The organism is Granulicella mallensis MP5ACTX8, assembly GCF_000178955.2.
Taxonomy (GTDB): Bacteria; Acidobacteriota; Terriglobia; order Terriglobales; family Acidobacteriaceae; genus Granulicella; species Granulicella mallensis.
In genome coordinates this window covers 3214688-3241686 of record NC_016631.1, presented here as the reverse complement: position 1 = coordinate 3241686, position 26999 = coordinate 3214688, and the positions used below count along the sequence as shown (strand labels likewise).

16 protein-coding genes are annotated in these 26999 nt (G+C 56.1%); 12 read left to right on the top strand and 4 right to left on the bottom strand.

Going from position 1 to position 26999, the window contains the following annotated elements; translation table 11 throughout:
* Positions 1 to 105 precede the first annotated feature (105 nt).
* Both ACIX8_RS13110 and ACIX8_RS13105 read left to right on the top strand, forming a co-directional pair.
* Positions 106 to 3453 (top strand): beta-sandwich domain-containing protein, encoded by a 3348-nt coding sequence (locus ACIX8_RS13110; protein WP_044176720.1) that lies wholly within the window; start codon positions 106 to 108, stop codon positions 3451 to 3453.
* Between the two features lie 681 nt (positions 3454 to 4134).
* A complete protein-coding gene (locus ACIX8_RS13105) occupies positions 4135 to 4530 on the top strand; it encodes a nuclear transport factor 2 family protein (RefSeq protein ID WP_014265823.1) in 396 nt (131 codons plus the stop codon).
* Between the two features lie 9 nt (positions 4531 to 4539).
* Here ACIX8_RS13105 and ACIX8_RS13100 read toward each other — a convergent pair whose 3' ends face one another.
* On the bottom strand, positions 4540 to 5970 hold the full coding sequence (locus tag ACIX8_RS13100) for a hypothetical protein (RefSeq protein ID WP_014265822.1): 1431 nt from the start codon (positions 5968 to 5970) through the stop codon (positions 4540 to 4542).
* Between the two features lie 287 nt (positions 5971 to 6257).
* On the opposite strand from ACIX8_RS13100, the gene ACIX8_RS13095 reads away from it, so the two are divergent.
* The 6 genes from ACIX8_RS13095 to ACIX8_RS13070 all read left to right on the top strand — a co-directional run bounded on the left by ACIX8_RS13095 (position 6258) and on the right by ACIX8_RS13070 (position 16725).
* Positions 6258 to 9620, top strand: coding sequence for a TonB-dependent receptor (locus tag ACIX8_RS13095; RefSeq protein WP_014265821.1), 3363 nt, complete (start codon positions 6258 to 6260; stop codon positions 9618 to 9620).
* A gap of 97 nt (positions 9621 to 9717) precedes the next feature.
* Positions 9718 to 12258, top strand: a complete 2541-nt coding sequence (locus tag ACIX8_RS13090) for a beta-propeller fold lactonase family protein (RefSeq protein WP_014265820.1) — start codon at positions 9718 to 9720, stop codon at positions 12256 to 12258.
* A gap of 92 nt (positions 12259 to 12350) precedes the next feature.
* The gene (locus ACIX8_RS13085; protein ID WP_014265819.1) at positions 12351 to 13550 is read left to right on the top strand and encodes a CehA/McbA family metallohydrolase; all 1200 of its coding nucleotides are present in this window, start codon (positions 12351 to 12353) and stop codon (positions 13548 to 13550) included.
* Between the two features lie 78 nt (positions 13551 to 13628).
* Entirely contained in the window at positions 13629 to 14795 is a 1167-nt protein-coding gene (locus ACIX8_RS13080) for an MFS transporter (protein ID WP_014265818.1), read from the top strand.
* A gap of 153 nt (positions 14796 to 14948) precedes the next feature.
* Positions 14949 to 15485, top strand: coding sequence for a cupin domain-containing protein (locus tag ACIX8_RS13075; RefSeq protein ID WP_014265817.1), 537 nt, complete (start codon positions 14949 to 14951; stop codon positions 15483 to 15485).
* A gap of 127 nt (positions 15486 to 15612) precedes the next feature.
* Positions 15613 to 16725, top strand: a complete 1113-nt coding sequence (locus tag ACIX8_RS13070) for an acyltransferase family protein (RefSeq protein ID WP_223295325.1) — start codon at positions 15613 to 15615, stop codon at positions 16723 to 16725.
* Positions 16726 to 16740: 15 nt separating this feature from the next.
* Here the strand turns inward: ACIX8_RS13070 and ACIX8_RS13065 are convergent, their stop codons facing one another.
* Both ACIX8_RS13065 and ACIX8_RS13060 read right to left on the bottom strand, forming a co-directional pair.
* Positions 16741 to 18423 carry a capsule assembly Wzi family protein gene (locus tag ACIX8_RS13065; protein WP_223295324.1) on the bottom strand — a complete coding sequence of 561 codons (1683 nt, stop codon included), beginning with the start codon at positions 18421 to 18423 and terminating at the stop codon, positions 16741 to 16743.
* Between the two features lie 306 nt (positions 18424 to 18729).
* Complete coding sequence (locus ACIX8_RS13060) at positions 18730 to 21369, bottom strand: SLBB domain-containing protein (RefSeq protein ID WP_223295323.1); 2640 nt, start codon at positions 21367 to 21369, stop codon at positions 18730 to 18732.
* A 747-nt stretch (positions 21370 to 22116) separates the two neighbouring features.
* Between ACIX8_RS13060 and ACIX8_RS13055 the strand changes: the two genes are divergently transcribed.
* The 4 genes from ACIX8_RS13055 (at position 22117) to rfbD (ending at position 26220) form a co-directional block, all read left to right on the top strand.
* On the top strand, positions 22117 to 23193 hold the full coding sequence (locus ACIX8_RS13055; protein ID WP_014265813.1) for a glycosyltransferase: 1077 nt from the start codon (positions 22117 to 22119) through the stop codon (positions 23191 to 23193).
* A 124-nt stretch (positions 23194 to 23317) separates the two neighbouring features.
* Entirely contained in the window at positions 23318 to 24400 is a 1083-nt protein-coding gene (gene rfbB / locus ACIX8_RS13050) for a dTDP-glucose 4,6-dehydratase (protein WP_014265812.1), read from the top strand.
* Between the two features lie 6 nt (positions 24401 to 24406).
* The gene (gene rfbA / locus ACIX8_RS13045; RefSeq protein ID WP_014265811.1) at positions 24407 to 25282 is read left to right on the top strand and encodes a glucose-1-phosphate thymidylyltransferase RfbA; all 876 of its coding nucleotides are present in this window, start codon (positions 24407 to 24409) and stop codon (positions 25280 to 25282) included.
* Between the two features lie 5 nt (positions 25283 to 25287).
* Complete coding sequence (gene rfbD / locus ACIX8_RS13040) at positions 25288 to 26220, top strand: dTDP-4-dehydrorhamnose reductase (protein WP_014265810.1); 933 nt, start codon at positions 25288 to 25290, stop codon at positions 26218 to 26220.
* Positions 26221 to 26262: 42 nt separating this feature from the next.
* Here the strand turns inward: rfbD and rfbC are convergent, their stop codons facing one another.
* Positions 26263 to 26826, bottom strand: a complete 564-nt coding sequence (gene rfbC, locus ACIX8_RS13035) for a dTDP-4-dehydrorhamnose 3,5-epimerase (protein WP_044176715.1) — start codon at positions 26824 to 26826, stop codon at positions 26263 to 26265.
* Positions 26827 to 26999 lie beyond the last annotated feature (173 nt).

Below are 26999 nucleotides of genomic sequence, written 5' to 3'. Positions count from 1 at the left end.
CCTTTCTGATTCCGCGGAACGAAAGTAGTCATGAGATTCCCCATGTCAGCCAACAGCAGCTCATACAGAATCGGCATTCTTTTCTCTCTTTGTGTCGTTTTGAGAATGCTTCTTCCTTTTAATAACGCTCGCTCGTTTGCCCTTTGGGCGCAGGCGCCCACCTCAAATTGGAACGGTGTCCTTCGCACGGACCGGTTCCTGCCCGCAAAAGAGGGAACGGTGCTGCTCGACTCGGGCACGAATCACTATTCCGCAGCTGTAAATACAGAAGGGGCTTTTTCGTTCCAAAGCGTAAATGCCGGCCTCTACTCCGTGACGGTTCGTTCCGCTGGGAACTTCTACCGCAGCGTGACCCAGGTCTCTATCCCCTCAGCGGCTGTAGGCGTAACGCTCAAGCTGGGCCGCGACGGCTCGGTGGAGATGGTCAACACGGAGATCGGAAGAGTCGTTGACACCGATCAACTCACGAATAAGGGAGTGAGTGAAATCCCGCTCAATAAAAGAGACTTCAGCCAAATTCTGCTACTCGCTGCGGGAACGTCCAGCGACACCAATGGAGCCTCAAACTTCACCCAGCAGTTCGCGATCAACGGCCAGCGAGGGGTGGAGGCAACTTTCTCTCTTGATGGAGCGGACATCAGTGACCCCGAAATGGGTGGCGGGACGTTCACTAATTTCAATGTCGACGCGATACTTGACCTGAAATCGTCGTCCGGAGTGATGCCGGCCGAAATAGGGCGTGGCGCCTCTGGCTATACCGATATCTTGACTCGATCCGGAACAAGCGACCTGCATGGATCGTTCTTCGAGTTTCTGCGAAACTCCTCGCTCGATGCCCGCAACTACTTCGATCATCCTTCCCCGGTAAGTCCGGGGCGCATCCCACCCTTCAGAAGAAATGAGTTTGGATTTACGAATGGCGGCCCTGTTCCGGTCTCTCGTTGGCTCGGCAACAGCAAGCAGATCTTTTACTTCATCGAGTACCAGGGCTTCCGCCAGGTCCTGGGAACGACCCAGGTTCTTTCTGTTCCCACTGCAGAACAGCGATCGGGCATGGATACGACGGCATTCCCAGGCGACACGCTCTTTGTTCCGGTGAACTCCTCGATCGGCCAGATACTGGCCCGATACCCGCTGCCTAACTATTCAGCCGGAACCTTTGGTGCGAACACCTATGCAACTTCATCCAAGGTGAACACGGATGCAGATCAGTTTTCCGGCAGGCTTGATTTTCAAAGCGGTGCGAAGGACCACTGGATGGCGCGATTCTCTCTCGACAATCTCAGCGGCCCAACGACGAATCCGGATCAAACGGTGATAGATCCGAGCTTCGGTGTGGAATATGTCGATCACCAGCGCAATGGCGTGTTGACCTGGATACACACTGCATCGCCGAGCCTCATGTTCGAGTCGTCGCTGAGTGTTATTCGAACGACCCCCTCTTTCCCGACTCCCAATACAACGGACCCCGCCGTCAAATTCAACGACGCTCTCTTCGAGCCGTTCAATGCCCCAGGCGGTTCTGTCTCCAGAGACTACGGAAACTTATTCCAGGCTCGAGAGAATGTAACGTTCTCGCGCAACGTCCATACGGTCAAGCTTGGTGCGGAGATTCGACTGAACCGCGACTCCGGCTATTTCGGATCCAGCCCCAACGGGGAATATGACTTTGGCGGAGGAACAGCGTACTCCGCAGTTAAAATCGCATCGGCAAGCGGTTCTCACACGATCAATAGGGGAGACCCTCTGCCCGATACCCTGTCAGCGTTCCTTACCGGAAGCGCGTTCGCGTACACACGAGCTGTTGCACCCAGCTACTTCTCAAATGGCCAAAATATAGGTGCCACCGGGGTAAACCGAACGTCAATCGCCGCCTACGTGGAAGATACCTGGAAAGCTACAAGCCGCCTTACGATCGGTTATGGACTGCGCTTCGAGCTCTACACGCCGATATCGGATCGGGCTCACCGCACTTCCGGATTTTATCCATCTCCTGGCGGAGGCCAGGTTTTCTTGATTAATCCTGAACCCAGGTACCGTACGCGAATGAACAATTGGGCGCCACGTCTGCAAGCTGACTACCGCTTGCGCCCGACCCTGGTACTCCATGCCGGTGCGGCTTTGAGTACGATTCCGCCCAATCTCTGGCAAGACAACATGATAACGGGCAATCTGCCGTTCGTGTTCTACCCCAGGGTGACGGCTGGACCGACGGCATTGGTCCCCTACGGATTTCAGTTCACTCCAGCCCAGTTACCCCGCGTCTATACGCCGGACGGTACTGACATCTTTGCCAATCGACGGCCCAACGATGTCCCCGCCAACACGGAAGTTGATATCGATCGTCTGGAGCAGGGAATTGCAGATGCTTCTGAAGGAGAAACAACCCCGCTCAACGTAGGGGGAATCAGCAGGAACTTTGGGAACGCGGGGCTCGGCACGTGGTCCCTTGGCCTGGAACAGTCCGTGGGACAAGTGACGCTCTCTGCCACTTATATAGGCACAACCGCTTATAGGCTTCCCCGCGTAGCCTTTCCCAACGCCTATCCTGGCGCGACAGCGCAATTTGCACCTTACACAAACTTCAATGCCGCCGGCCAGGCTGTAGGCGGGTTCGGAACCGAAGGCGAGATGACGGCGACTTCGCACTCCTCGTACAACGCTCTACAGGTCTCAGGGCAGGGTCGAACTCCGCATGGTGGACCTGCCTTCCAGGCGAACTACACCTGGTCGAAGTCGATCGACGATACCAGCAGTGTTGGCGGGACCTCCGCCACCAGCACCGTGGGAGCCATAGCGCAGGCAGCGCCTCAAAATCCTTTCGATACTCACCCGGAACGCGGTCCGTCCGTATTCGACACAACGAATTCATTCTCACTGAGTCTCACGCAGTCTCTTCCGGTGGATGCGATCCACCCGTTGAATCACGTGAGCCGTAAACTTACTCGCGGCTGGCAGTTGATCAGCATTTCATCGCTGTCTGGCGGTACACCTTTTACGGTTTATTCGGGAATTCAGCAAACGGGTGCAGGGTCGGCCAATACGGACAGGCCCAATCAGATTGCAAAGCCATCGCTATCCACTGCGAGGTCCAAGAGAGAGGACTACTTCGGGCGTGGAAGCGATAACGCTTCTTTTTTCTCAATACCCATTAACGTTCCGGGAGGAACGGGGCCTAATCATGGGAGCTTTGGAACTCTCGGACGGAATACTTTCCGGGGGCCAGCCTATTACGATTATGACTTTTCTTTGGTCAAAGACACGCCGATCGGAAGAAGACGATCTGGCGCTGAACTTACCAACCTGCAGTTCAAGGCTGAGTTTTTCAACCTGTTCAACGTCGTGAACATGGGGCTTCCGTCGAACACAATCCTTGGGGCGGGCTTTGGCCAGATCAATCGAACGAATGGCAACTCCCGTCAGATTCAGTTTTCTCTGAAGCTCGAATACTAAAGATCTTCAAGGTGCCACTTGCATGCAAAGAAGAGGTTCGCGAAAAGGGCATGTACCCACTGGACGAGCAGTCGCCTGCATGGACTTTTGTAGAACTATTTCACCCTTCGATTAACCTCGCCACTGCCTAGGGCCTGTCATCAAACTGTTCTAGTCGTGGAAACGAAGGGTGCAAACAGTTTGTCGAGGCAGGGATCGGAAGGGCCTGGCTTCAGCCAGGCCGTAGAAGTGGAGCACAGATCCCTTCCGCTCTGCCGAAGGCCGGAGTGAAGGCGTAGCCGCAACGACTGAATTGCTTTCCTTAGTCGTGGCGAAACAGGCCGCCTCAGCCTCGGAATACAGTCTTGGTGATTCCTGTACAGTCTCGTCCGCATAGAAGAAAGCAATTCAGTCGCTTCGGCTGCGCCTTTGCTCCGGCCTTCGGCAGAATGGAAGGAAAGAGATTGTGCCCAGTTCTTGCGGCCCGGCTGAAACCCGGCCCTTCCGGGCCTTGCCTTAGGAAGATATTTGCACGGCTCAACCTTCCTATCGAATATCAGTTTGATGACAGCCCTTGTCCCCATGATCGGCTTCCGTAACTGATCTGTTGACAAGATCGTCACCTGTCTCCGTAGAAGCAACGTAGCCTTACCGCATTGAAGGACAATAATCGAATGCATGGCAATCGTTATCGGAGGATGAATGGCAGACACTAAGCTCCTTATTGAGCAGGCGTACACCGCATTCAACAAGCGGGACATCGACGGTGCATTAGCACTGATGACGCAAGACGTGAGCTGGCCTAAGGCTTCGGAGGGCGGCAAGGTTGTCGGAAAAGAAGAGATCCGCGGCTATTGGACTCGACAATGGAGTGAGTTCGATCCCCATGTCGAACCGCTTGCAATGACCGAGGAAGACGGAGGCAAGACCCGCTTCAGGGTGCACCAACTCGTCAAGAGCCTTCAAGGAGAAGTTCTTTCCGACAGCGAGGTTCTTCATGTGTTCACCGTGAAGAACGGTCTCATCGCAGCCATGGACCTCGGGGATGAGGCCGATTCAATCGCTGGTCCGTCTGCCGCATTCGCACATCGATCCTGACTGGCTATCTCAATGCGCAGCAGGCAGACCGATGCGCTCGATCACCAGGTGGGGTGTGGAGGCGTTGGTCGCGACATTGCCGGCACTGACCAGCAGTTCGAAGGGCTGAAGTGTTCCGTCAGCCAGTCTCGCCCGCTGGAGAGTCGGCATCATCGTCGATGGATCGAGCAGGAAAGCGGCTGCGGCCTGCGTGCCCGCTGTATTCAGACCCGCGACGATCAACACGTGGCCAGTGCCGGTGAGGTTGGGCCTGTAGGCGATGATGCCGAAGGTGCGGTCTTCCTGTCCGTTGGTGGTGTAGAGCGCGGGCTCGCCGGGACGCGGAGAAGAATTGACAAAGCCCGAAGGCCGGTCGGAGTTCGGCTCATACTCAAAGGAGAGCTGGAGTTGCGGATTGAAGAGCTGAATCCACGGATCGGACTCATCGGAGCCGATCAGGATCGCGTTGCCGGTGCGCAGGTCGTCCATGCGCAGATCGCGAGCATACCGAAGGAACATTCGCTCCGGCACGACCTCGCGCAGTTGCGCCAGATGAGCGGCCAGATCCAGATCTACAACGTTGGTATAACGCCGGCTGCCGAGTTTGAGGATCTCGTCGGCGTTGGGTAGATCGTTGGCCTTGAGCTTGGTGCGATAGGTCCCATTGACGTAGTTGGTCAGAGGGACGGGCCGATCGACAAGCCGCTGCATGATGACCAGACCTGCGTCAGAGGGAACAATGAACGTGTCGCGCCTGGAGCTGAATAGCTCCGCCCACAAAGTGTGCGATGTGGCTTCCGCGCGAGAGACGAAGAGGTGGGATTGTTTCAGCAGCATCGCGCCAACGCCGAGGAGTATTCCCAGGAGAAGCGTAAAGAACATGCCTGGAGTGAACGAACGGCTGGGATGAAGTGTGGAGGCAGGTACGACCTCGGCAGACCGTGCGAATTGGGGTTCCCGTCTTAACTCATCGGCTACTTCCTCTTCCAGAGGCTCAATTTCCAGAGGCCCGACGTCGAGAGAAGTCTCGGGAGCAATCGCCGAGGGCGAGACGTGCTCGACGAAGATGGGTGTGTAGCCACCGCGTGGAATCTCCAGCCGGAGCGTCTCCTCTCTGCCTTCGCTCGCGTAGTAATCGTCGATGCGTTTGCGCAGCTTGCGCGCATAGCTGCGAACAATATTGTCGTCGTTCGAGTTGTAGTCTTCGGCCCGGCCAAAAACCGCGACGCCAATCTGCTGTTCGGTGATCTCACCGCGGCGGCCCTGGATGCTGCGCTCAACAATATAGAGAAGAAAGTCTGAAAGCAGTTGCGAGCGGCCTAGTGAGCGACTCACAGCGATGCGCAGCGCGAGCTGCCAGCGTTGGTCATCCGCGGAGAGATGCGGTCCCCGATCGGCCGTGTCCGGCAATCGATGGGGCAACCCTACTGCGGTCTTAGACGTTGGCTCAAGGATCTGCAAGATGCCTGTTGAATTCTCCTTCGTTAGATCGAATCTTAGGCGGCCAGGATGAATGGTCTGTAAATGCGCGGGTATAGCGGCGATCGTACACCGGGTTCGCGGGCGACTATACACACGCCAATTCGCCTGATTCGCAAACAGATATCGGTGGGGACGGGTTCAAAGCGAATGAGCACAAGGAAAACCCCTATCGCGTATGAAAAAGCTCGCCAATACTCAGGGCTATCGGGACAGCCTTTGCAACACGCTCGCGGGATGTATTCCGAAGAGGCGTAATGAGGAGAGTTATGAGAAAGACATTCTTTAAGAAGCCAAAGCGCATCGCAAGCTCCCAGAGAGTCAGTTGGTTTGCGATGCTGGTGGGCAGCGTGGTCTTACTGCTTACCCTTGCAACGCCGCACAATCTCCTGGCTCAGGGAATCACCGGGGCCATTAACGGAATTGTGACGGATACCAGCGGCGCTGCAATCGAGGGTGCGACGGTGACCGTGCGCCAGATCGATACCAATGCAATCCGCACTCTTACTACCTCGCACGTGGGATCGTATGCGGTCACCCAGTTGGCGCCCGGCAGATACAGCGTCCGGGTGGATAAGGAGGGCTTTAAAATCTTCCAACAGAGCGACATCACGCTGGTGATCGATCAGGTAGCCCAGATCGACGCGCGACTGGAGATCGGATCGGATCAACAGACGGTCGAGGTTACGAGCGATTCGCCGGTCATCCAGACCGAGACCTCTTCGGTGGGTCTGGTCATCGACAGCGCGACGATCCAGAACACGCCGTTGAACGGCCACGTCAGCATCCTGGGCCTGATCAATCTGACGCCGGGCGTACAGGATGTCGCCGCGCAGGATCAGGTGCCGGTACGCGGAGTCACGCTGGCCTTTGGTACCAACCAGCGTAACTCTTATGGCGACGCGGGTAATACCTTTGACGGCGTTACGAATATGGAGATTGAGCTGCAGCGCGCGCAGGGCGAAGTGCCCTCGCTGGATGCGATCTCCCAGTTCAAGGTGATCGACCAGGGCGCTCCGGCGGAGTTCAACCAGCCCAATCAGATCGTGGTCGTCAGCGCGAGCGGCGGCAACCAGTTGCATGGGGAAGGCTTTGAATTCAATCGCAGCAAGGGCACCGCGGCCAAGTCGTGGTTCAATGGCCCTCGCGCCTCAGCACCTGCGCGTGCCCCCTATCAGCGTAATGAGTACGGCGGGAACCTCAGCGGTCCCATCTACATTCCGCACCTTTACGACGGTCGTAATCGCAGCTTCTTCTTCGCCAGCTATGAAGGTTTCCATCTGACCCAGTCGGCTTCTGTCAGCAGCACTCAGCCGACTGCGGCCGAGCGTAAGGGAGACTTTAGTGCCTATCTGGTGAATGGCGGTTGCGCACCGGGCAGCGGCGGAATTTGCATCATCAATCCGCTAACCAAGCAGCCATTTCCGGGCAACGTCATTAACGTCCCCCTCAACCCGGTTGACATTCAACTGCAGAATATCCTCATTCCTCAGTCGACCTTTCAGACGCTCGCCGCCAACACACAGGAACTGATCCCGCATACCACCGAGGTCTCGCGCCTGAACCTGCGCTTCGATCATAAGATTAGCGACCATGATCAGCTCCGCGGCACATGGCTGCGTGCTTTTTATGGACCCTTCGCGGATGTAGGGACTTCGAGTCTGGCCGGCGGCGTGGCACAGGATGGCGAACACAACGACATCTTTGTCGTGGGCTGGAGCCATACCTTCTCTCCGACGCTGCTGCTCGACAGCTACGTCTCTTACATGCACATGCCGCTCTTCCGCATTGGGCAGAACTACAAGACTGACTTCTCGTCGATCATCCCCGGTCTGGGCCCGATTCTGCTCCCAGCCGCACCGACGATCAACATCACCAACATCACCGGCATCACCGAAGGGAGCTCGAAGAACTTCGAGCAGACCTATCAAGGGAACACGGCGCTTACCAAGGTCTTTCCCAAGCACACCGTCAAAGCGGGTTTCTCGTATCTCTACAACACCTCGTGGCAGGATTCGTCCGGGCATGGGTCCTTCTCTTTCAACGGCAACTACACGGGAGTTGCCTATGCCGACTTCCTGCTGGGCTACCCGAACTCGACCGGTACCTCGAACCCTCAGGATTTCGTCGTTCGCTGGAACTCCGGCCAGTACGGCATGTACGTTCAGGATGACTGGAAGATCCTGCACAACCTGACCCTCAACTACGGTATTCGCTACGACCTGCAGCACTTGTACGACAACCCCTATGGAACCGAGTCGCTGTTCGTTCCCAGCGTGGGCAAGGTCGTGGTCTTCGCGAACTCCTATCCGGCGATCACGAACCCGCTGTATACGAAGTACTCGGTCCTGGCTCCTTCGGTCGGCCTGCCGAGCAGCATGTATGCCTATCTCGGTCAGGCGAAGACCAATATCGCGCCACGCTTCGGCTTCGCGTACGAGATTCGTCCCAAGACCGTAATCCGCGGCGCCGTAGGCCAGTACTACAACCTGCTGCCCTCGTCCTACGTGGGCGGAGGATTCAGCAGCCTGCCCTTCATCACCAGCGTCAACTACACCAACACTCCCAACACACCCACAATTACGATGAACGCGCCGTTCGCCGGCAGCGCCACGGTGGGTGCCGATCCGTCGGTGATCGCGCAGCACAAAACCATCGCTCCATACACCGAGCAGTACAACCTGGCCCTGGAGCACCAACTGCCCGGATCGATCGATCTGCGCATCGGGTACGTTGGCCAGCGCACGATCCACCAGAACAACCATGGCGGCCCGGGCAATACCGAGCCGGACATCAACTATGCTCCTCCGGGCGACTACACCGAACAGTCGAAGCGTCCTTTCCAGCAGTTCTCGACCATCACCGAGGCCTTCGATCCGCTCTATCACACGACCGGCAACTCCCTGCAGGTGGGCGTACACAAAGCCTTCAGCCATGGCTTCCTGATCAACGCCGAGTACCAGTGGATCAGGGTGCTGGGCGTAGAGAACCACCAGAACCCGACCAACATCGGCGACTCCTACGGCAATATCTCCAGCATCACCCCGCAGACGCTCGAGGTGAGCTACCAGTATGGGCTTCCGTTCGGTAAGGGCAAGATGTTGTTCGGCAATGCAGGCGCTTTCACCGACCGGATTCTCGGCGGCTGGCAGCTGGGCGGCGTTACCTCGTTTCAGACTGGACAGCCGTTCTCGGTTAGCTATACCGCTCCTGGAACCCAGATCTACGGTGCCAGCGGCAGAGCCGACCGGATTCTCGGTGCGCCGCTCTATCCCAAGGTCAAGACCCGTCAGCAGTGGTTCAATAAGGCGATCCCAGGCGCAGCCACTATGCCTGGAGATGAGAGGCTCAGCCCGGCCTTCGGGCCACCTCCGGCGTACAAGTTCGGCAACTCCGGCTATGACATGCTGTGGGGGCCGCACTACCAGAACTGGGACATGAACCTTGAAAAGAACACCGTGCTCGCTGGACGCTACAGACTGCAGCTTCGCGCCGAAGTCTTCAACGTCGCTAACCATCCCAACTTCAGCGTGCCCGGTTCCTCCCTCACAACTCCTTCTTCCTTCGGCGTGATCTCGTCGACGGTCAATGAAAATCGCACCGTAGAGTTCGCGACGAAGTTCAACTTCTAACGAGCTGCTCTCTCCAATACCGTCTGCCAGGGCTTGCCTGTAAGCCCTGGCAGGCGGACAACCAAAGCTTCATTCCGATACGGAACGGTCCCTCTCTATGCTTAGGATTACTCGCCTGTCTCTTGCCCTGTTGTCTGCAAGCTTTTCCCTGATGGCTATAGGCCAGACAGCTCCTGCTCCCGGCAGCATCGGCGAAGCGACACGGCAAACTCCCCAGTACATTCCCGGCGGATTCAACCTGCCGAATGGATGGCGCATCACCCCGGCCGGAAAGGCCATCGCCACGATCGAAGACCTCGTGCTGAACACCGTGATCTCTCCCGATGGGAAGATCATGGTCGCGAGCCACTCCGGCTATCTGCCGCACGGCATCGACGTGATCGACGTGAAGACGCGGAAGCTGGTGCAGGAGATTCCGTTGAAGACAACATGGCTGGGACTCGCCTGGTCTCCGGACGGTCACACGTTGTATGTTTCAGGCGGCAATGCGACCGGCGCAAAGAACATCGCCCGTACCATGGCTCCGATCTATGAGTTCACCTATCGCAATGGACGCTTGAGCGATACTCCGACCAACAGCCTGGTCGAGACGATTGATCCCAAGGACGTATGGTGGGCCGGCGTAGTCTATCTGCCAAACAAGCATCTGATCTATGCCGCCAATCGTGGAACCGGACTTGGTCCCAGCAATGTGGTCGTTTTCGATGCGAAGACGCGAAAGATCGTCACCCGCATTCCCGTCGAGATCAATCCTTATTCCACGGTGTTGAGCCGGGACGGACGGAGGTTATTCGTCTCGAACTGGTCGAGTGAGAGTGTAAGTGTCATCGATACGGAGACCAACCGTGTGATCCGCACGCTGCATGTAGGCATGAATCCGAACGACATGAAGTTGTCCGCGGATGGAAGACTCTTTGTCGCCTGCTCGAACGACAACACGATCCATGTCATCGATACGAACAAGCTGGAAGTAGTCGAGAGGCTCTCGACAACGCTGACCCCATTCGCACCCGAAGGCTCCACGCCCGATGCGATCGAGATCGATAACCAGCGCAAGCTGCTCTACGTTGCCAATGCGGATAACAACTCGATCACGGTGATCCGTATTGCGGTGCGTGACCACAGCGCCGTCATCGGATTTATTCCGACCGGTTGGTATCCTTCGGCTCTGGCGCTGGCGGAGAACAACAATACGCTTTTCATCGGCAACGCCAAAGGCGAAGAGGGGCACCCGGACCTCAAGAGCGTGGGCAGCCCGCTGGCCTCGAAGTGGAATGGCGATGAGACGGTCAAGACGCTGCAAAAGAGCAGCATTGAGGTGCTGCCGGTAGCCAATCTTCGGCAGAATCTGCCGAAATGGACCCATGAGGTGATCGAGAACACCCCTTACAACGATTCGCTGCTGTCAGAGGCACGGCCTCCCAAGGAACCTACGATCCTGCCCCGCGAGGTCGGCGTCGCCACTCCTATTCAGCATGTGATCTACATCATCAAGGAGAACCGTACCTACGATCAGGTCTTCGGCGATATCAAGGGAGCCAACGGCGATCCGCGGCTGACCATCTTCGGCGAACAGGTAACGCCCAACCAGCACGCGCTGGCCCGGCAATACGTAACGCTCGATAACCTCTACTGCGATGGCGAAGTGAGCGTGGACGGACACTCGTGGTCGGACTCGGCCTACGCGACCGACTTCAACGAGCGCTACTGGCCGCCCACGTACGCTGGCCGCAGCGATGCGGAACGTAGCCGGGCTTATGTGCCTTCGGCCGGTCACCTCTGGGATCTGGCCGCACGCAAGGGACTCACATACCGGTCCTACGGCGAGTATGCGATCCGCGCCAGCACCGGTGAAGGCATGGATGCCGCACCTGGATCGGGCGGCCTGGTAGGTCACGTCGCCGCCAACTATCTCGGAGGCAGACAACGAGACACCGCGAACGTCGGGGTCTTCCTGAAAGAGTTCCATGAGTACGAGAGCCACTTCGACAGTCCGAATGCCAACCTGCGGCTGCCGAACTTCGTCATCATGAGCCTGCCCGAAGACCACACCCGCGGGACGGCGCCGGGCGCGTTTACCCCGCAGGCCATGGTGGCGAACAACGATTACGCCATCGGTCAGTTGGTCGATGCGGTGAGCCACAGCCGTTACTGGTCGAGCACAGCGATCTTCATCATCGAAGACGACGGACAGGATGGACCTGACCATGTGGACGCGCGACGCACCGTGGGCCTGGTGCTGAGTCCTTATGTAAAACGTGGCGTCATCGATAGCACTTTGTACTCGACCAGTTCGATGGTGCGGTCGATTGAGCTGCTGCTCGGTATGCCGCCGATGAGCCAATACGATGCGGCTGCGATGCCGATGTACGCCTCCTTCGGAACCGAGGCGCAGGTAGCTCCATTCGATGCGATCCCGCCGAAGATCGACGTGAACGCGAAGAACAAGAAGGGAGACTATGGATCGGAGGAGAGCAAAAAAATGGACTTCTCCGACGTGGACCGCGCGCCGATGCATGCTCTCAACGAGGTCATCTGGAAGAGCATCAAGGGTGCTGATTCGCCCATGCCGCCGCCGGTACACCGCTTCCGTCCGCTCATCGATGCAGGCGACATGATTACGAAAGACAACGACTAGCGCCGGTCATCCTTTGCTGGCCGCGATCCCTCTTCTCCGGCGGATCGCGGCGAATAGAGCTCAACCCTGCACGACTTGAAAAGGAATCAAGGATGCGTTTCTCTCTCTTTCTTCGCGCGATGGTCCTGACGGCCAGCCTCAGCTCCGCCGCTCTGGCACAGACCGAACATGTCAACCCGTGGTCACCGGTCAATGTCGCTCCGTTGCCGCCGATCTCCAGTCTCAGTGACGGTGTGTGGCTCAAGGGCGACCTGCACCTGCACTCCCGGCACAGTAAAGACTCCAGCAACAACTCCGAGGCCAAGATCATCGGCTTCGCCGAGTCGGTTGGCATGGACTATCTCGCCATCACGGATCATGACAACCATGTTCAGGGTGATGTCGCGCACAACACCTGGACCGATACGGAGTTCAAGTCGAACTCCGTCCTGTTGCTGTATGGCGCTGAGTGGACGACGACGCGCGGCCACGGCAATGCATTTTCGGCTCGGCCCTACGATCATCAGCGGCTATACGACGTCCGCGATCAGCGCGATATTGTGATCGGGGCGGTGAAGAAGGAACTCGGGATTCATCTGTCCGCCAACCATCCGAGCGGCAAGGATCATTTCGGTTTCTCCTACGATATGGTGGATTCGATCGAGGTCTGGAACTCAGCGGTGTGGTCGAAGAACGCCAACGCGATCATGATCTGGGACGACATGCTCTCGTCGGGACGCAAGCTGACCGGCAGAGGTGGGAGCGATTCGCACCACGGTACCCCGGATACTCCGGAGCAGGCGACCAAGAACACTTATCAGCGTCAGGCTAACTATGTGGGAACGCCGACCACCTGGGTGTATGCCAAGGAACGAACCCTGCAGGCCGTCGTGGACGCCCTGACGAACGGACGGGTGGCGGTCAGCGCGAACCCCTATGCTCCGCGCGTCGAGTTCTATGCCGACCTCGATCAGGATGGCAAGATGGACATGATGATGGGCGACGATGCGAAGGCAACGGGGAAGCCGGCCACCTTCCGCATTCAGTTGACAGGGAATACGGTTCCGGGAGCTCAATACACCCTGCATGTGGTGAAAGACGGCAACCCGTTCAAGACCCTGCAGGCCACCGGCGGCAAGACAACGATGGCAGAGTTTACCGATACACCGCAGGAACTTGGTCGAACCTACTATCGCGTCGAGGTGGAAGGGCCGCCGACAGCCTACCCGCAGGTTCCCGGGTCGACCGCGCTGAACGGCAACATGGTCGGGCTATCGAATCCCATCTACTTCAACTTCGACCCGAACTTTTGATCGTGATGAATAAAGCTCAACGGTCGAATGCTGATTTCTGTTGACGCGATTGCGCGACGTTTTTGAGATGATGAAACGATGCGCAAATCGCTTCTTGCACTCGCGGTAGCTGCCTTCGGAATTGGGACTTCCGAGTTCATCATCATGGGTCTGCTGCCGGACCTGTCACACAGCCTGCATGTCAGCATCCCGAAGGCCGGCGTGCTCGTATCGGCGTATGCGCTGAGCGTGACGTTCGGTTCGCCGCTGGTAGCTCTGTTGCTGGCTCGGACAGAGCGCAAGCGCGCCATGCTGATCCTGATGGGAATCTTCGTTGCCGGAAACCTGCTATGCGCGCTTGCTCCGAACTATGAGTTGCTGCTGTGCGCACGAGTGTTGACTGCCCTCTGTCATGGCGCTTTCTTTGGAATCGGAAGCATCGTGGCGACCAGGCTTGTACCGTACGAGCAGCGAACACAGGCTGTAACGCTGATGTTCAGCGGTCTGACCATCGCGAACGTGCTCGGTGTTCCGGCGGGAACGGCGCTGGGCCAGGCCTTTGGTTGGCGCGCGGCCTTCTTCGCGCTGATTCCGGTGGGATTGGTGGCGATGGCGGCACTGTATCGCATGGTGCCCGAACAGCAGGCGGAATCCATCGTATTGAAGCAAGAGTTTCGTGCGGTGGTGCGGCCGCAGGTGCAGTTGGTGCTCACACTCAGCACGGTATCTTCGGTCGCTCTGTTCTGCACCTTTACCTACATCGCACCGATGCTCGAGGCCGTAACACGTCTCACACCGCACGCCGTTACGTGGGTGCTGGTGCTCTTTGGCGTAAGCATCACCGTAGGCAACTTACTGGGGGGACGGCTCGGCGATTGGAAGCCAATGCCTCTGGTATTGGGTGGGCTGGCTGCGTTGATTGCCATTCATCTTGCGATGCCGATAGCCATGCCGCATGTGGTGCCGGCGGTGGTGTTGGTGTTTGTCTGGGGCATGGTGCACTTCGGGGCAATCGCTCCACTGCAGTCGCGGATCGTGGAGCAGGCGAAGGGTGCGCCAAATCTGGCATCGACGCTCAATCAGGGCGCTTTCAATCTTGGGAATGCTCTCGGCGCGAGTCTTGGTGGAATCGTGTTGGCCGCCGGGTACGGCTATATGCGCTTGCCAATCGCAAGCGCAGTCGTGATGACACTGTGCCTCGTGGCCGCGGTTGTGACAGTGATGATCGAGCGACGCGACGAACGAGCGTTTGGGGCTCAAAGATAGCCCTTACAAAACCTGCTGCGCTTACGGTTATAGCGTCCGTCTGGACTTGCCGTGGGCAAAACTGTCTTCACGCTTGGAGTTTCCTGAGCGTGTCCAACCAATAAGTTCATAGAGCCATCAGTAAGACTTATTGCAAACCCAAGGAGAACTCACATGGTTGAAAAGATATCCGGAAATCTACTTCTGCCTCCCGACGATCTCAATCGCGTATTGGGGTTCACCCAGACAGATGGCGAAACTGCCCAACACGTTGGTCTGGTCGGAGATACATACACCATTACCGTCGCTGGAAAGCACACCGGCAATCGATTCTGCGTGATCGATATGCACGTACCGCCCGGCGGTGGCCCGCCTCCGCATCGTCACGAGTTCGAGGAGACCTTTATCCTCCTCGACGGCGAGATGGAAGTGACCTTCCGCGGCAGCAGGTCCACCGTGCGGGCAGGGGACACGATCAATGTTCCGTCCAACTCCCCGCACCAGTTTCATAACGCATCTTCCAAGCCTGCCCGAATGATCTGTATCTGCTCTCCCTCTGGGAACGACGAGTTCTTCCTCGAAGTCGGGGTTCCCGTGGCGACTCGTACAACGCCTCCACCAGAACTGGATGAGCAGCAGATGGTTGAATTTATGGAGCGGGCAAAGGCGCTTGCCCCGAAGTATCGCACTGAGCTTCTAGATAAAGCGTAAGAGCTCGAGCCAGCCAAAGGCTACGATCTGAGACCCATCAAATTGTTATGGAAATCGAAAGAAGTCGTACCAGATCGCGCGATTGAGTTTAGGGTGAGTGAAGTTAGCCTGCGGCGACAAACCGAAGATGAAAAGCGTGAGAGGTGGGATGGCAGAAGGTTCCGGAGTAACGGTGGGGACGTCAGAGGTGCAACGGACGAAGCCCCATTTTGTAGTGTTGGATGGGTTACGCGGCGTGGCGGCTGTGGGGGTGGTGACCTTCCACTTTCTGGAAATGGTGATTTGGAACTACAGCAAGCTTTGGATTGGGCATGGCTTTCTGGCGGTGGATTTTTTCTTTTGCCTCTCGGGCTTTGTGATGGGGTATGCGTATGATGACCGCCTGAAAACGATGGGTCTCCTGAGCTTCCTGAAGGCACGGCTGATCCGGCTGCATCCACTGGTGGTGTTAGGGACGGTGCTGGGGCTGCTCGCGTTCTATGCCAATCCGTTTGGGATTACGCCGGGATATGGACTGGGCAAGGTGGCACTAATGTTTGTGGCGTCGCTGCTGCTGATTCCGTATGGGGTGATGAAGGAGCGGAGTCAGAACCTGTTCAGCCTGAATGCTCCGGCGTGGTCCTTATTTTGGGAGTATGTGGCCAACGTGGTGTTTGCTCTGGCGCTGTACCGGGTGAAGCGTGGAGTGCTGGCAGTGCTCACGGTCGTGGCGGCAGTGCTGTTATGTTGGGCGGGGTATCGGGCTGGAAACTTAGCGGGTGGATGGAGTGCGCGGAACTTTTGGGACGGCGGAGCGCGGGTGGCCTTCTCGTTTATGGCAGGGCTGCTGGTGTACCGGATGGGGTGGCGGCTGCGGACGCGGCTGGGCTTTGGCGCGTTGAGTGTCTTGCTATTGCTGGCACTGGTGATGCCTTATGCGCACGGTGGATGGATACGGGAGGTGGCGGTGATTGTGGTGTATTTCCAGCTGCTGGTAGCGCTAGGCGCGGGGGCGACGGTAGCCCCGAAGGTGGAGCGGTTGTGCCGGTTTTCGGGAGACTTGTCGTATCCGTTGTATATGACGCATTACTCGGTGATCTGGATCTGGGGAGACTTTGCCGAGAAGCACAAACTGGCGACGGGCGGGCCGGCGCTGGCGTTAGACGTGACCTGCGGAGTCGTAACGATGGTGGCATTTGCATGCCTGGTCATGGTTGCATACGACAAGCCCGTGCGAGCGTATTTACGCTCCAGGGGTTGAGGTATTCATTAGGAGTTAGTGAGAAAAGATAGAACGCGATGGATCCCAGGTAATTTGGAACCAGCCGCTGGTGTTGTGCTGAGACCCAGGCATATAAGCGGGAATCAGGAAGCGTTCATATTGGGTAAATACCTGGAGGGACCATTCCCGATTGAAGGCATAAGAGGCATTGAGAAAGCCATCTGTGGTGGTGCCTCCCCCGGAAAGATACTGTGTGCCAGTTTTTGTTTGCCGATAGCCGGCTTCGACTCGAGTGCGAGCTGAAAACCAGTAACCTGTACGGCCTTCAAGTGCGCGCGCATCGCGCCCGACCGCATTGCCCAGGAGGAATCCTTTGTTGGTATTGCCGTCGCGGTACTGATTATTGATGAAATCGCGAGTGCCGCCTTCGTCCTGGCTGAGTTCCTCAGAGCTGGCTGCTTCGAAACGAAAATCCATATGTGGGAGATAAGGAAGGCGCGGAAGATAAATGCCGGGATGCCAGACCACACGCCGTGGGGCGTCGATCGGGCTCGGTTCGTCGTCGGCATAGGAATCTGCGTAAAGCGTCACATAATTCCGTAATCCGGGTACATGCAACCGAAAATCAAATCCAGATTTCCGATCTCCTGGATCGCATCGGTCCCCATAGCCGAAGCCACAGCCTGTTGAGTTTTCACTAAATAGATTTGTTTTGAGACTCCCCAGGGTCATAGGGTGACCCACCCCCCATAAGATGGACCAACGCGTAAAACTCATTTCGAACGTACGTCCGAATGTGAAGTCTGCCTTCTCGCCATTGAAGTAGGGGCGCGCTGGAGAGTGATGTCCGGAAAGCTTTCCAAAGACCAGGTCAAAACGATAAGTGCCCAGGGTTGGGAAGATGGGAAAGGGATGGGGACGGGTTGCAACCAACTGCAGGTTATAGGTTGGTTCCGCATTGCTCGAAAAGGACAGGGGACCCATGGTTGTTGGTCCCCAGAAGAGCTCCTGCTTGCCAAATGACAGAGCAAATCCACCGAAGGCAGCCCCGGCATACAGTTCCAGTGGCCGCTGACGTACATAGGCTGGAAGAGCGGGGCTTACTGGAATGGGAGGAGCATTCGAGATAACTCCAAAGGGGGTATCATCCAAACTGTAAAAGAGCGCTGAATCTGCCGCTGTGATTGCCGGTGTCGTGGGAGCCTGTTGTAACTCCTGCCGGTCGAAGAAGAAAAAATGCCCGTGCACGGCGCGTACAGAGAAACCCGCAATGGTGCTATTGCCGCGTCCGAGTGGACGCCCGTAATCGTTCCGCCACGTTTGCCCGAAATGGAAGCCGTCAGTCAGCGCAGGTCCGGCAATCGTGCCCTCACGAGCATAGCCGGATTCTAATACAGCCTCTGAGGACTCATTTGGCTCCTGCAGGGCGCTGTCGAGTTCAGGAATAAGATTTTCGGCTTCCAGCTTAATGCTGTCGCTGACGTCGTAATAGTGTCCATGAATGCCAAGCAGAATATCTTTCGCCTGCTGCACTTGCCGGCGGCACTCTTGTCGAGTCCAAGGACGGATGGCGACACTCTGGAAGGGGATCAGGCCCATGGAGCTAAGCCGTTCTAGAGCAGGGTAGATCCAGCTATCCATCGGAACGTTGGTGGAGCCGATCCTGTCTTCGTAGTTGTCGTTAGCATCCGGATCAATGACGCGACCGTCGCGGCTCCCGGCATCTGCTGAGGTCACGTCATTCGTGGCGGTCGATGGCGGAGCTGTATAGCGTGCCGATGCGATGTATGACTGTGTGCCGGTAGGAGCATGGAAAAATCCACTGACCGGCGGGGTCAGCGCAAAGTCTTTGCTGGAGCCTGAAATCTCGGCGCTGGAGCTTTGCTGTGCAAGGCCTGCGCCCGGAAGGGCCAGCATCAAAGATGCCGCCATCAAACAAAACAATGTACGTCTGGGACTCACGAGTTCCTCGTCAGGGTGTTACGGTGCCTGCCATAAATCTTACTGGCCTGTTGGAGGCGCGAGCCTAAAGTACGAAGCTCGCTATTGTTTGATGACGGTTACTGCAGCTGCTCCCAGAGCGAATTGGGAGAAGATCTGCGAGTAGTCGATGACCTGTTTTATCAGAGAAGCCTGGATCGGCTTTTCAGGAATAACGATAGAGTCACCTGGATTGATCTCGGTTGCGTCAAAGCTGTTCTTCCATGTTCCCTTGGCCCGCTGGCGGCTGAATACTGAACCATCGGCCCGGATAATGAAGGCGTGTTTACTGTCCGCAATAGAATTTGGTTTTCCAGCGAGGAGCACGTAATCTTCCACTCTGCGTTTGGAGTCGTAGAGAAAGACGTTCTGCCCATAAACGGCACCGATGACACTTACGGTGAGTGGCCGTGAGGGGATGCGGAAAACATCGCCATCTTCCAGCGGAATGGCCGGGATATTGTTTATGCCCGAGCTATCGGGGCGGAACTCAAGCACGACACGACCGGTGGCGCGCAATTTGCGCAACTGGGCGATGGTGTCCCGCTCCTCATAAAGTGCATTGGGGTCGACCACGGTACCCGACGAAGAAGCAGATCGCACCGCAGACGCACGCTGCATGCTGATGGCTAGCGAAGAGACATACTCATCCAACCGTTGCTGTTGGAAGATGCGGGCGGATTCTCTGGTGAAGCTGGATCCATAAAGATAGGCCTTGCTCGTAAGGCCGCCGGCGCGGCGCACCAATTCATCAAGAGTTTCATTGGGGCCGACACTATAGACTCCCGCACCCGCGAATTCGCCCTCGAGGCGAACATATTTGGTCCGTTCGTCTTGCGGAACGTGAACATCGGCCTGAGACAGGATGGTTACGATGTCTCCAGGCTGCAACTCCAGATTTTGAGCTGGGTCGTGGCCTTGAACAAGCTTCTCAAGGTTGAAAGGGACGAGAGAGCTTTTAAGCGTATCCGGATTAAGGCGTTCAATGACGGCATAGGACCAATCGATCTCTGGTGCCGGTATCTTAATCGTATTAATCGGGCCAACATTAGCCACGCTCGGACTTCCAGCGGCCTGTTGCTCTTCGGCCAGCGACCCTCGCGTGATCATCCTGTCAGAAGAGGGAAGAGAAGCATTGGATCCTGAGTTAGACCCTGTGCCCCGGTTCTGCACATTCGTGTTTCCGGCAAGCTCTTGATCTTCAGCATCTTGATCGTCGGTATTTTGATTGCCAACGTTTGAACCTTGCGAACGATCGAGTGTCGTACTGTCCTCGTCTTCCCCAGGTTGCGGGAGGGGAGGAAACTGATTGATTGTATTGAGCCGTTGAGAAGATGAAGATGAAGACGACAATGAGGATGAAGAGGTCGAGGTACGATTTTGTCTCGTGGGGAGTTGCGGTTTCCCCCATGAATACTCTTGTGAGGGGCGCAGAGGTTCGAAGAGTGGCGTCGGGACGCCGAGACGATTGCGTTGCCGCCAGTAATTATTCGTTAGTAGCGACTTACGGTCTGGAATGATGTCGCTCAACCGCATGCCAGGATGCCAGGGGAATCGTCCCGGGTTCGCCAGGTTGCCCCTGATGGTTACCGATTGCTGGTAGGCGGAGGTAATGTGGTTGACGAATAGCACGTCTCCGTCACGAAGTGCCATCGCTCGGCCTGCGTCGTCGATATTCACGGTCACCGCAGCGCGCGAGTGGTCGTTTTCGACACGCTCCAGAGAGAGTTGTGTCGTCGATCCGGTGGGCGTAAGACCGCCAGCAAGTTTCAGCAGATCCCCGATAGTCGTTTCGCCGCGAAGCTCGTAGATAGCAGGATGATGCACGCTGCCCGCCAGTGCGGCCTGTGGTCCTACGGGGGGGATAAAGATTGTGTCGTTGGGTTGAAGACGAAGATCCTGTGTTTTATCGCCCTTTAATAAAAGGTCGTATAGATCGAGTTCGCCGGCAACCTTTCCATCACGCCGCACCTCAATGTGTCGTAGGGAACCTTGGACGTTCGGTCCGCCAGCTACGAAAAGTACATTGAGTACGGTACTGAGGGAACTGACGGTGTAAACGCCCGGACGCCTGGCCTCACCCACCACGTAGACCTGGATGGACCGGAGGTGACCCAGATCGACAGACAAATTGAAATTGCGGAAAGTGTGCCGAATATCGGAGCTGATCTGACTCTGGAGCTGGTCGATACGGAGACCTGCGACGTGAATGGCTCCGACCTCGGGTACATAAATCGAACCGGAGCTGTCGACCGTCAACTGTCCATTGAAAGATTCGGGTCCCCAAAGACGCAAGAGAATCTCATCACCCGGGCCGACAATGTAGTCGGACATGGCGGGGATCTGGTCGACCGGAGCGAAGGTAGAGGGCGCTCTTTGAAACAGATCGCGACCGAAGATCGACAGCTGTTCACCCGTAGAAGCCTGTGTCAGCCTCTGCATGTCTGTTGGTCTGTCGGGCGGGAAGAAGTTGTTCTGGCGGTTCAGATCAGAGGACTGCCGGTTTCGGGTATTGCCGGCCGAATCGATATAGAGCTGATTGTTTTGGAGTTGGGACTGCCTCTGTGTCTGCAGCGTTTGTGAGTTGTCAGGAACAATCGATCCATTCTGCGCGGGATTTACGGTGTCTCCGTATTGGCTCGAGGAGTTGTTGCTGCAATCCGGAGAAGACGGGTTGGCACAGGGTTGTGAGTTTTGTGCCAAAGCAGACAACGCAGGGAACAGGAGAACGACAGACAGAAGCGGGATAAATCGAAATGTGCTGATGCGAAACAAAATTCCAGACCTCGGCTTTAGGGAAAGTGCCGGCACAACAGCATCATGAGATGTCTGAACGCCTCTTAGACGCATCAACGATGTGCTTCTAACCAGACTAAATGGATTCTTGTGCGTGTTTTTCATAAATCTATGGATGAGGAGGGAATCCCTTCCTTTTATCAGACGTAGGACGATAATGGTCGGTTACTTCCAACATCAAAGATCATTTTGGCCGTATGTTGCAGGGGAATCTTCCTTGATTCCTGACAGGAGAGCCTGGTCGAAATCGCAGGTTGTGTCAACGTTACGCTCAGTTACTGAAATATGTACTTGGTAGCGACACAAGCCGTCGAAAACTCCCTAGTGTAGACATTGGCTCATCTCCAGAGCTGTCGTCACAAAGAGTACGTTCAAAAGGTCTTATCGTTTGAACGAGCAGGCAAAACTAGCGGTTTCCCCCAATTGGGTACTCCACGGTGTTTACACATCACGACGGAGATGCGAGTAGAGGAATTCCATTGTGATGTGTCTTCATCGAACTGCAATGATGCAGAACCCGCAGTTTGATTTCGCTTACGAGATATCGTAACATTGCCGCTGTTGAAGAGCTTCTATAACGATCCCGCTCCTTAGAATCGTAACTCTTCGGCCCGACTCGGATCTTAGTCTGTTTGTACATGATGCTGAGCGTGAATGAAGGGCCAGCTGCTCACGATGATGTCTGTTGATAAGACTTTGCACGATGCTTCTCCGAATGGAACTTGTCTTCAGCGGGCTGGCATCGTCATCCCGACGTATAACGCCAACCGTCATTGGGAGCGCCTGCAAACCGCCTTGGAGACGCAGGGCATTGCCAGGGAGCAGGTTCTGATCGTCGATTCGTCCTCCTCGGATAAGACCCAGGAGTTGGTTCGCCATGCCGGTTATCGGCTAATGAACGTTTCCAAAGAAAGTTTCCGTCATGGCGCAACACGCCAGATGGCGGTCGAATCGATGCCGTGGGCTGAGTTCCTTGTTCTTTTGACACAGGACGCCATTCCTTGTGGGGATCATTCGATCGAAACATTGCTGTGTGCCTTTAATGATCCGGCAGTTGGAGCTGCTTACGGCAGGCAATTGCCGCGCGAACAGGCAGATCCAATCGAACAGCATGCGCGCCTGTTCAACTACCCTGACCTTTCCGATGTACGGACTTTTGCCAGCCATGAGCGGCTTGGGATAAAGACAGCGTTCTTTTCCAACAGTTTCGCTGCCTATCGGCGTGCGGCCTTTGATGAGGTCGGTGGCTTCCCCTCGAACACCATCGTCTCTGAAGAGGTGACGGTAGTCGCACGCATGCTGTTGGCGGACTGGAAGGTTGCCTATCAATCGGATGCCACTGTGATTCACTCCCATCCGTTAACCCTGTTGCAGGAGTTCTCTCGTTACTTCGATATCGGGGTGCACCATGGAAGAGAACAGTGGATGCTGGATGCTTTCGGTGGAGCGGGTGGCGAGGGGCGTACCTTTGTCCTTTCGCAGATGCAATTTCTTTTGAAGACCAAGCCCTCTCTGATTCCCCTGGCGACTCTGCGCAATGCAAGCAAGTGGTGCAGCTATCAGCTTGGCCTTCACGAAAAATATCTTCCGTTAGCTCTAAAGCAGGCTCTTTCAGCGCAAAAGAACTTCTGGCAGGATGAGAAGTTCACATTCTCTCCTGCGGATAAATCTCACATCGTGTCTCCCCCCCCCCGGCCCCACTACACACCGACAGATCCGACGCACCGCTAGCGGTCAGGCAGGCTACATGTCTGTAATCGTTTCCTCATCTTCGGAGGCGACTATTGAACCGCTTCCTGTGCTTCACTAACAAAGAGCGTTTTGTTCGCAGGAAAGGCGAGTGGTTCGAGAGTTGATGAATACGGAAATTTTAGTTACTGGCGGTGCAGGTTTTATTGGCTCCAATTTTGTCTTGCATTGGGTCCACTCAGGCAAAGGGCGCGTCATTAACCTCGATGCACTCACGTATGCAAGCCATCTTGGAAATCTGGACTCGCTTGCAGGCAATCCGGATCATACCTTCGTGCAGGGAAATATCTGCGATGCTGAGTTTGTCGCTAATATCTTCGCTACTCATAAGCCTAAAGCGGTCATACACTTCGCGGCCGAAAGCCACGTTGACCGCTCCATTGTGGGACCAGATGCGTTTCTGAAGACGAATATTGATGGCACATTCACACTGCTGCAGGCGGCCCGCACTTATATGGCGACGCTCAGCGAGGATGAGAAGAAAGCATTCCGTTTCGTTCATGTTTCGACCGATGAGGTGTACGGCACACTTGGTCCTGACGATCCCGCATTCTCCGAATCGACACCGTACGCTCCTAATAGTCCTTACGCAGCTTCGAAGGCAGCTTCGGACTTTCTGGCCCGTGCCTGGTTTCACACCTACAATCTGCCCGTGCTGGTAACGAACTGCTCCAATAATTACGGTCCCTGCCAGTTTCCAGAGAAGCTCATTCCTTTGATCATTGCCAACGCTCTTGCCGGCAAGTCGCTTCCGATCTATGGTGACGGCTTGCAGGTACGCGACTGGCTGTTTGTCAAAGATCACTGCAGAGCCATTATTGATGTGCTTGAAAAGGGCCGCCTCGGTCAAACCTATAATATCGGTGGCCGCAATCAGCGCAGCAATCTTGAGGTCGTGAAAACGATCTGTGCTTTGCTCGACGAGTTGGTCCCCTCGTCGCCCCATAAGCCTCATAACCAACTCATCACGTACGTCAAGGACCGCCCGGGCCATGATCGCCGTTATGCGATCGATGCAGATAAGATTGAGCGAGAGCTCAAATGGAAGCCGGAGGAAAGTTTTGAGACTGGAATCCGCAAGACTGTAGAGTGGTATCTTGCTAATGGCCGCTGGATTGAAGCTGTAACAGGCACCGCTTATCAACAATGGGTTTCACTTAACTATGCTGACCGCAAGTCCCAAAGCTGAGGTTCAATGAAGGGGATTATTCTTGCAGGAGGCGCCGGAACGCGACTGCATCCGGTGACTCAAGCCGTTTCGAAACAACTCTTACCGATCTACGATAAGCCGATGATCTACTACCCGCTTTCCACGCTGATGTTGGCGGGAATTCGCGAGATCCTTCTTATCTCTACCCCACAGGACATACCGCGGTTCCAGGAGCTTTTTGGTTCAGGCGAGCAGTGGGGAATTCATCTGCAATATGCGGTGCAGTCATCCCCCGATGGCATCGCTCAGGCTTTTCTCATCGGCAAGGAGTTTCTTGCTGGTGATGGCTGCTGTCTCGCATTGGGAGACAACATCTTTTTTGGCCACGATTTCGTCAAGGCCTTGCAAAACGCACGCCGCCAGTCGGAGGGCGCGACCGTATTCGCTTATCCGGTAACCGATCCGGAACGTTATGGCGTCGTTGCCTTTGACTCCGATCGTAAAGTCATCTCGCTTGAAGAGAAGCCGTTAAAGCCGAAGTCTCGCTATGCGGTTACGGGCATCTACTTTTACGACTCGCAGGTAGTGTCGGTGGCCGAACAGATCAAGCCCTCGCCTCGTGGCGAACTGGAGATTACTGACGTCAATCGTTGGTACCTGGAGCGCGGTCAACTGCATACCGAGTTGCTGGGACGAGGCATGGCCTGGCTCGATACCGGAACACACGACTCCTTGCTGGATGCGGCCAACTTTGTTCGAACGATTGAGCACCGTCAGGGGCTGAAGATCGCATGTCCTGAAGAGATCGCATTTCGTCTTGGATATATATCCGCCGATCAGTTGGAAGCACTCTCCAACAAAATCTCAAAGAGTTCCTATGGGCAATACCTGCGGGCATTGCTCTCGGAGAGGGTCTACTGACAGACATGATCGATGCTCCTATCCTGCTTATCGGAGCGAATGGCCAGGTTGGCAGCGAGCTGTTGCCCATGCTCAATGCCCTTGGCCATGTTGTTGCTGTGACTCGGGCAGAGCTCGATTTAACCGATGCCGCTGCGATTCGCGCGATGGTGCGGCAGGTAAAGCCACGATGGATCGTGAACGCCGCGGCTTACACCGCTGTAGATAAGGCCGAAAGCGATATCCCGACTGCCTTTGCGATCAATGGCGATGCTCCCGGTGTGCTTGGCGAAGAGGCCGCTCGAATCGGTGCCGCCGTGCTTCACTTTTCGACCGATTACGTCTTTGCCGGGGATGGAACCCGTCCCTGGCGCGAAGACGATCCGGTGAACCCACTTGGTGTCTATGGGGCATCGAAGCTTGCCGGCGAGCGGGCCCTTGCAGCCAGTGGCGCGGCGCACCTGACCTTTCGGACGAGTTGGGTCTTCGGGGCCCGAGGCAAAAACTTTCTGCTGACGATCCTCAAATTTGCTCGCGAGCGTGAGGAGCTGCGAATCGTCGATGACCAGTACGGCGCTCCGACCTGGTCGCGTACGCTTGCTCGTCTGGCCACGCATGCAATTCTTCGGGGCGAGAAAGACGCGGCGACCCAGGGTGGAACGCTGGTTGAGGCCATGCAGCCCCTCAGCGGGATCTATCACGCCTGTAGCGCAGGGTGTACGACCTGGTTCGGCTTCGCGTCAGAGTTTGTGGGACTGGCACAGCTCGCTCATCCCGAACAGGCATTTGCCAGGCTGGCTCCCGTCTCTTCCGACGCCTATCCAACGCCTGCAAAGCGGCCTCAGAACTCGCGCATGAATTGCGAGAAGCTGGCGCACACGCTTGAGTTTGAGCTGCCGACATGGCAGGATTCAACGGCAGAGGTGATGGCTGAGTGGCTTTCCACGGTTTCTGAGTAAAGCGTGCTCGTGGAACCGTAGAAAGCCTCAGGCGCGTGGCGCTTACTTGTTTTGATAGGGAGGGGGCAGTTCAGCCTCCGCCAGCAGGTTTCCAATCGCATCTTTGGCAGAGACCGAGGGGACTCCGATTCCATCGAGTGGCCACGTGATGTTCAGCGTTGGATCGTCCCAGCGCACGCAGCGCTCGCCGGCAGGATAGTAAAAGTTGGTGGTCTTATAAAGCACGTTAGCGGTCTCTGAGAGAACGACAAAGCCGTGCCCAAACCCCTCGGGAATCCAGAGGAACTCGATCTCTTCTCCCTTGAGATCGAACCCCGCCCACTTGCCGAAGTCCGGCGAGTTTGGGCGAAGGTCGACCGCGACATCCCAGATATGACCTGAGAGCGCACGAACCAGTTTGCCCTGTTGTTCCCCTAGTTGGTAGTGCAGTCCACGCAGGACTCCTCGCCGTGAAAAGGATTGATTGTCCTGGACAAAGCGGTCCGGCAGGCCAGCCGCCGAAAAGCTTTTTGCATTGAAGACCTCGGAGAACCAACCACGCTCGTCCCCATGCTTTTTAGGACGTACAAGTTTCACATCACGCAAGCTGGTTTCAGAAATTTCCATACCGCATTTTAACATGGCTAACTTAAACAGCCGTTGGATTTAGGAATGTAGGATGCTCCACTTCATGCCTTCTAATCCTGCAGAATATCTCTGTTTCTGCGCAGGATTTTATGTCGCAGGAAGTAATTTCGAATCGCACAGAACAGAGTAGAGACTAGAAGAAAACAATCCGG

Coding starts and splice junctions, on each gene's coding strand:
- ACIX8_RS13110 (WP_044176720.1), top strand. CDS start 106: ATGCTTCTTCCTTTTAATAACGCTCGCTCGTTTGCCCTTTGGGCGCAG.
- ACIX8_RS13105 (WP_014265823.1), top strand. CDS start 4,135: ATGGCAGACACTAAGCTCCTTATTGAGCAGGCGTACACCGCATTCAAC.
- ACIX8_RS13095 (WP_014265821.1), top strand. CDS start 6,258: ATGAGAAAGACATTCTTTAAGAAGCCAAAGCGCATCGCAAGCTCCCAG.
- ACIX8_RS13090 (WP_014265820.1), top strand. CDS start 9,718: ATGCTTAGGATTACTCGCCTGTCTCTTGCCCTGTTGTCTGCAAGCTTT.
- ACIX8_RS13085 (WP_014265819.1), top strand. CDS start 12,351: ATGCGTTTCTCTCTCTTTCTTCGCGCGATGGTCCTGACGGCCAGCCTC.
- ACIX8_RS13080 (WP_014265818.1), top strand. CDS start 13,629: ATGCGCAAATCGCTTCTTGCACTCGCGGTAGCTGCCTTCGGAATTGGG.
- ACIX8_RS13075 (WP_014265817.1), top strand. CDS start 14,949: ATGGTTGAAAAGATATCCGGAAATCTACTTCTGCCTCCCGACGATCTC.
- ACIX8_RS13070 (WP_223295325.1), top strand. CDS start 15,613: ATGAAAAGCGTGAGAGGTGGGATGGCAGAAGGTTCCGGAGTAACGGTG.
- ACIX8_RS13055 (WP_014265813.1), top strand. CDS start 22,117: ATGAAGGGCCAGCTGCTCACGATGATGTCTGTTGATAAGACTTTGCAC.
- rfbB (WP_014265812.1), top strand. CDS start 23,318: ATGAATACGGAAATTTTAGTTACTGGCGGTGCAGGTTTTATTGGCTCC.
- rfbA (WP_014265811.1), top strand. CDS start 24,407: ATGAAGGGGATTATTCTTGCAGGAGGCGCCGGAACGCGACTGCATCCG.
- rfbD (WP_014265810.1), top strand. CDS start 25,288: ATGATCGATGCTCCTATCCTGCTTATCGGAGCGAATGGCCAGGTTGGC.
- rfbC (WP_044176715.1), bottom strand. CDS start 26,826: ATGGAAATTTCTGAAACCAGCTTGCGTGATGTGAAACTTGTACGTCCT.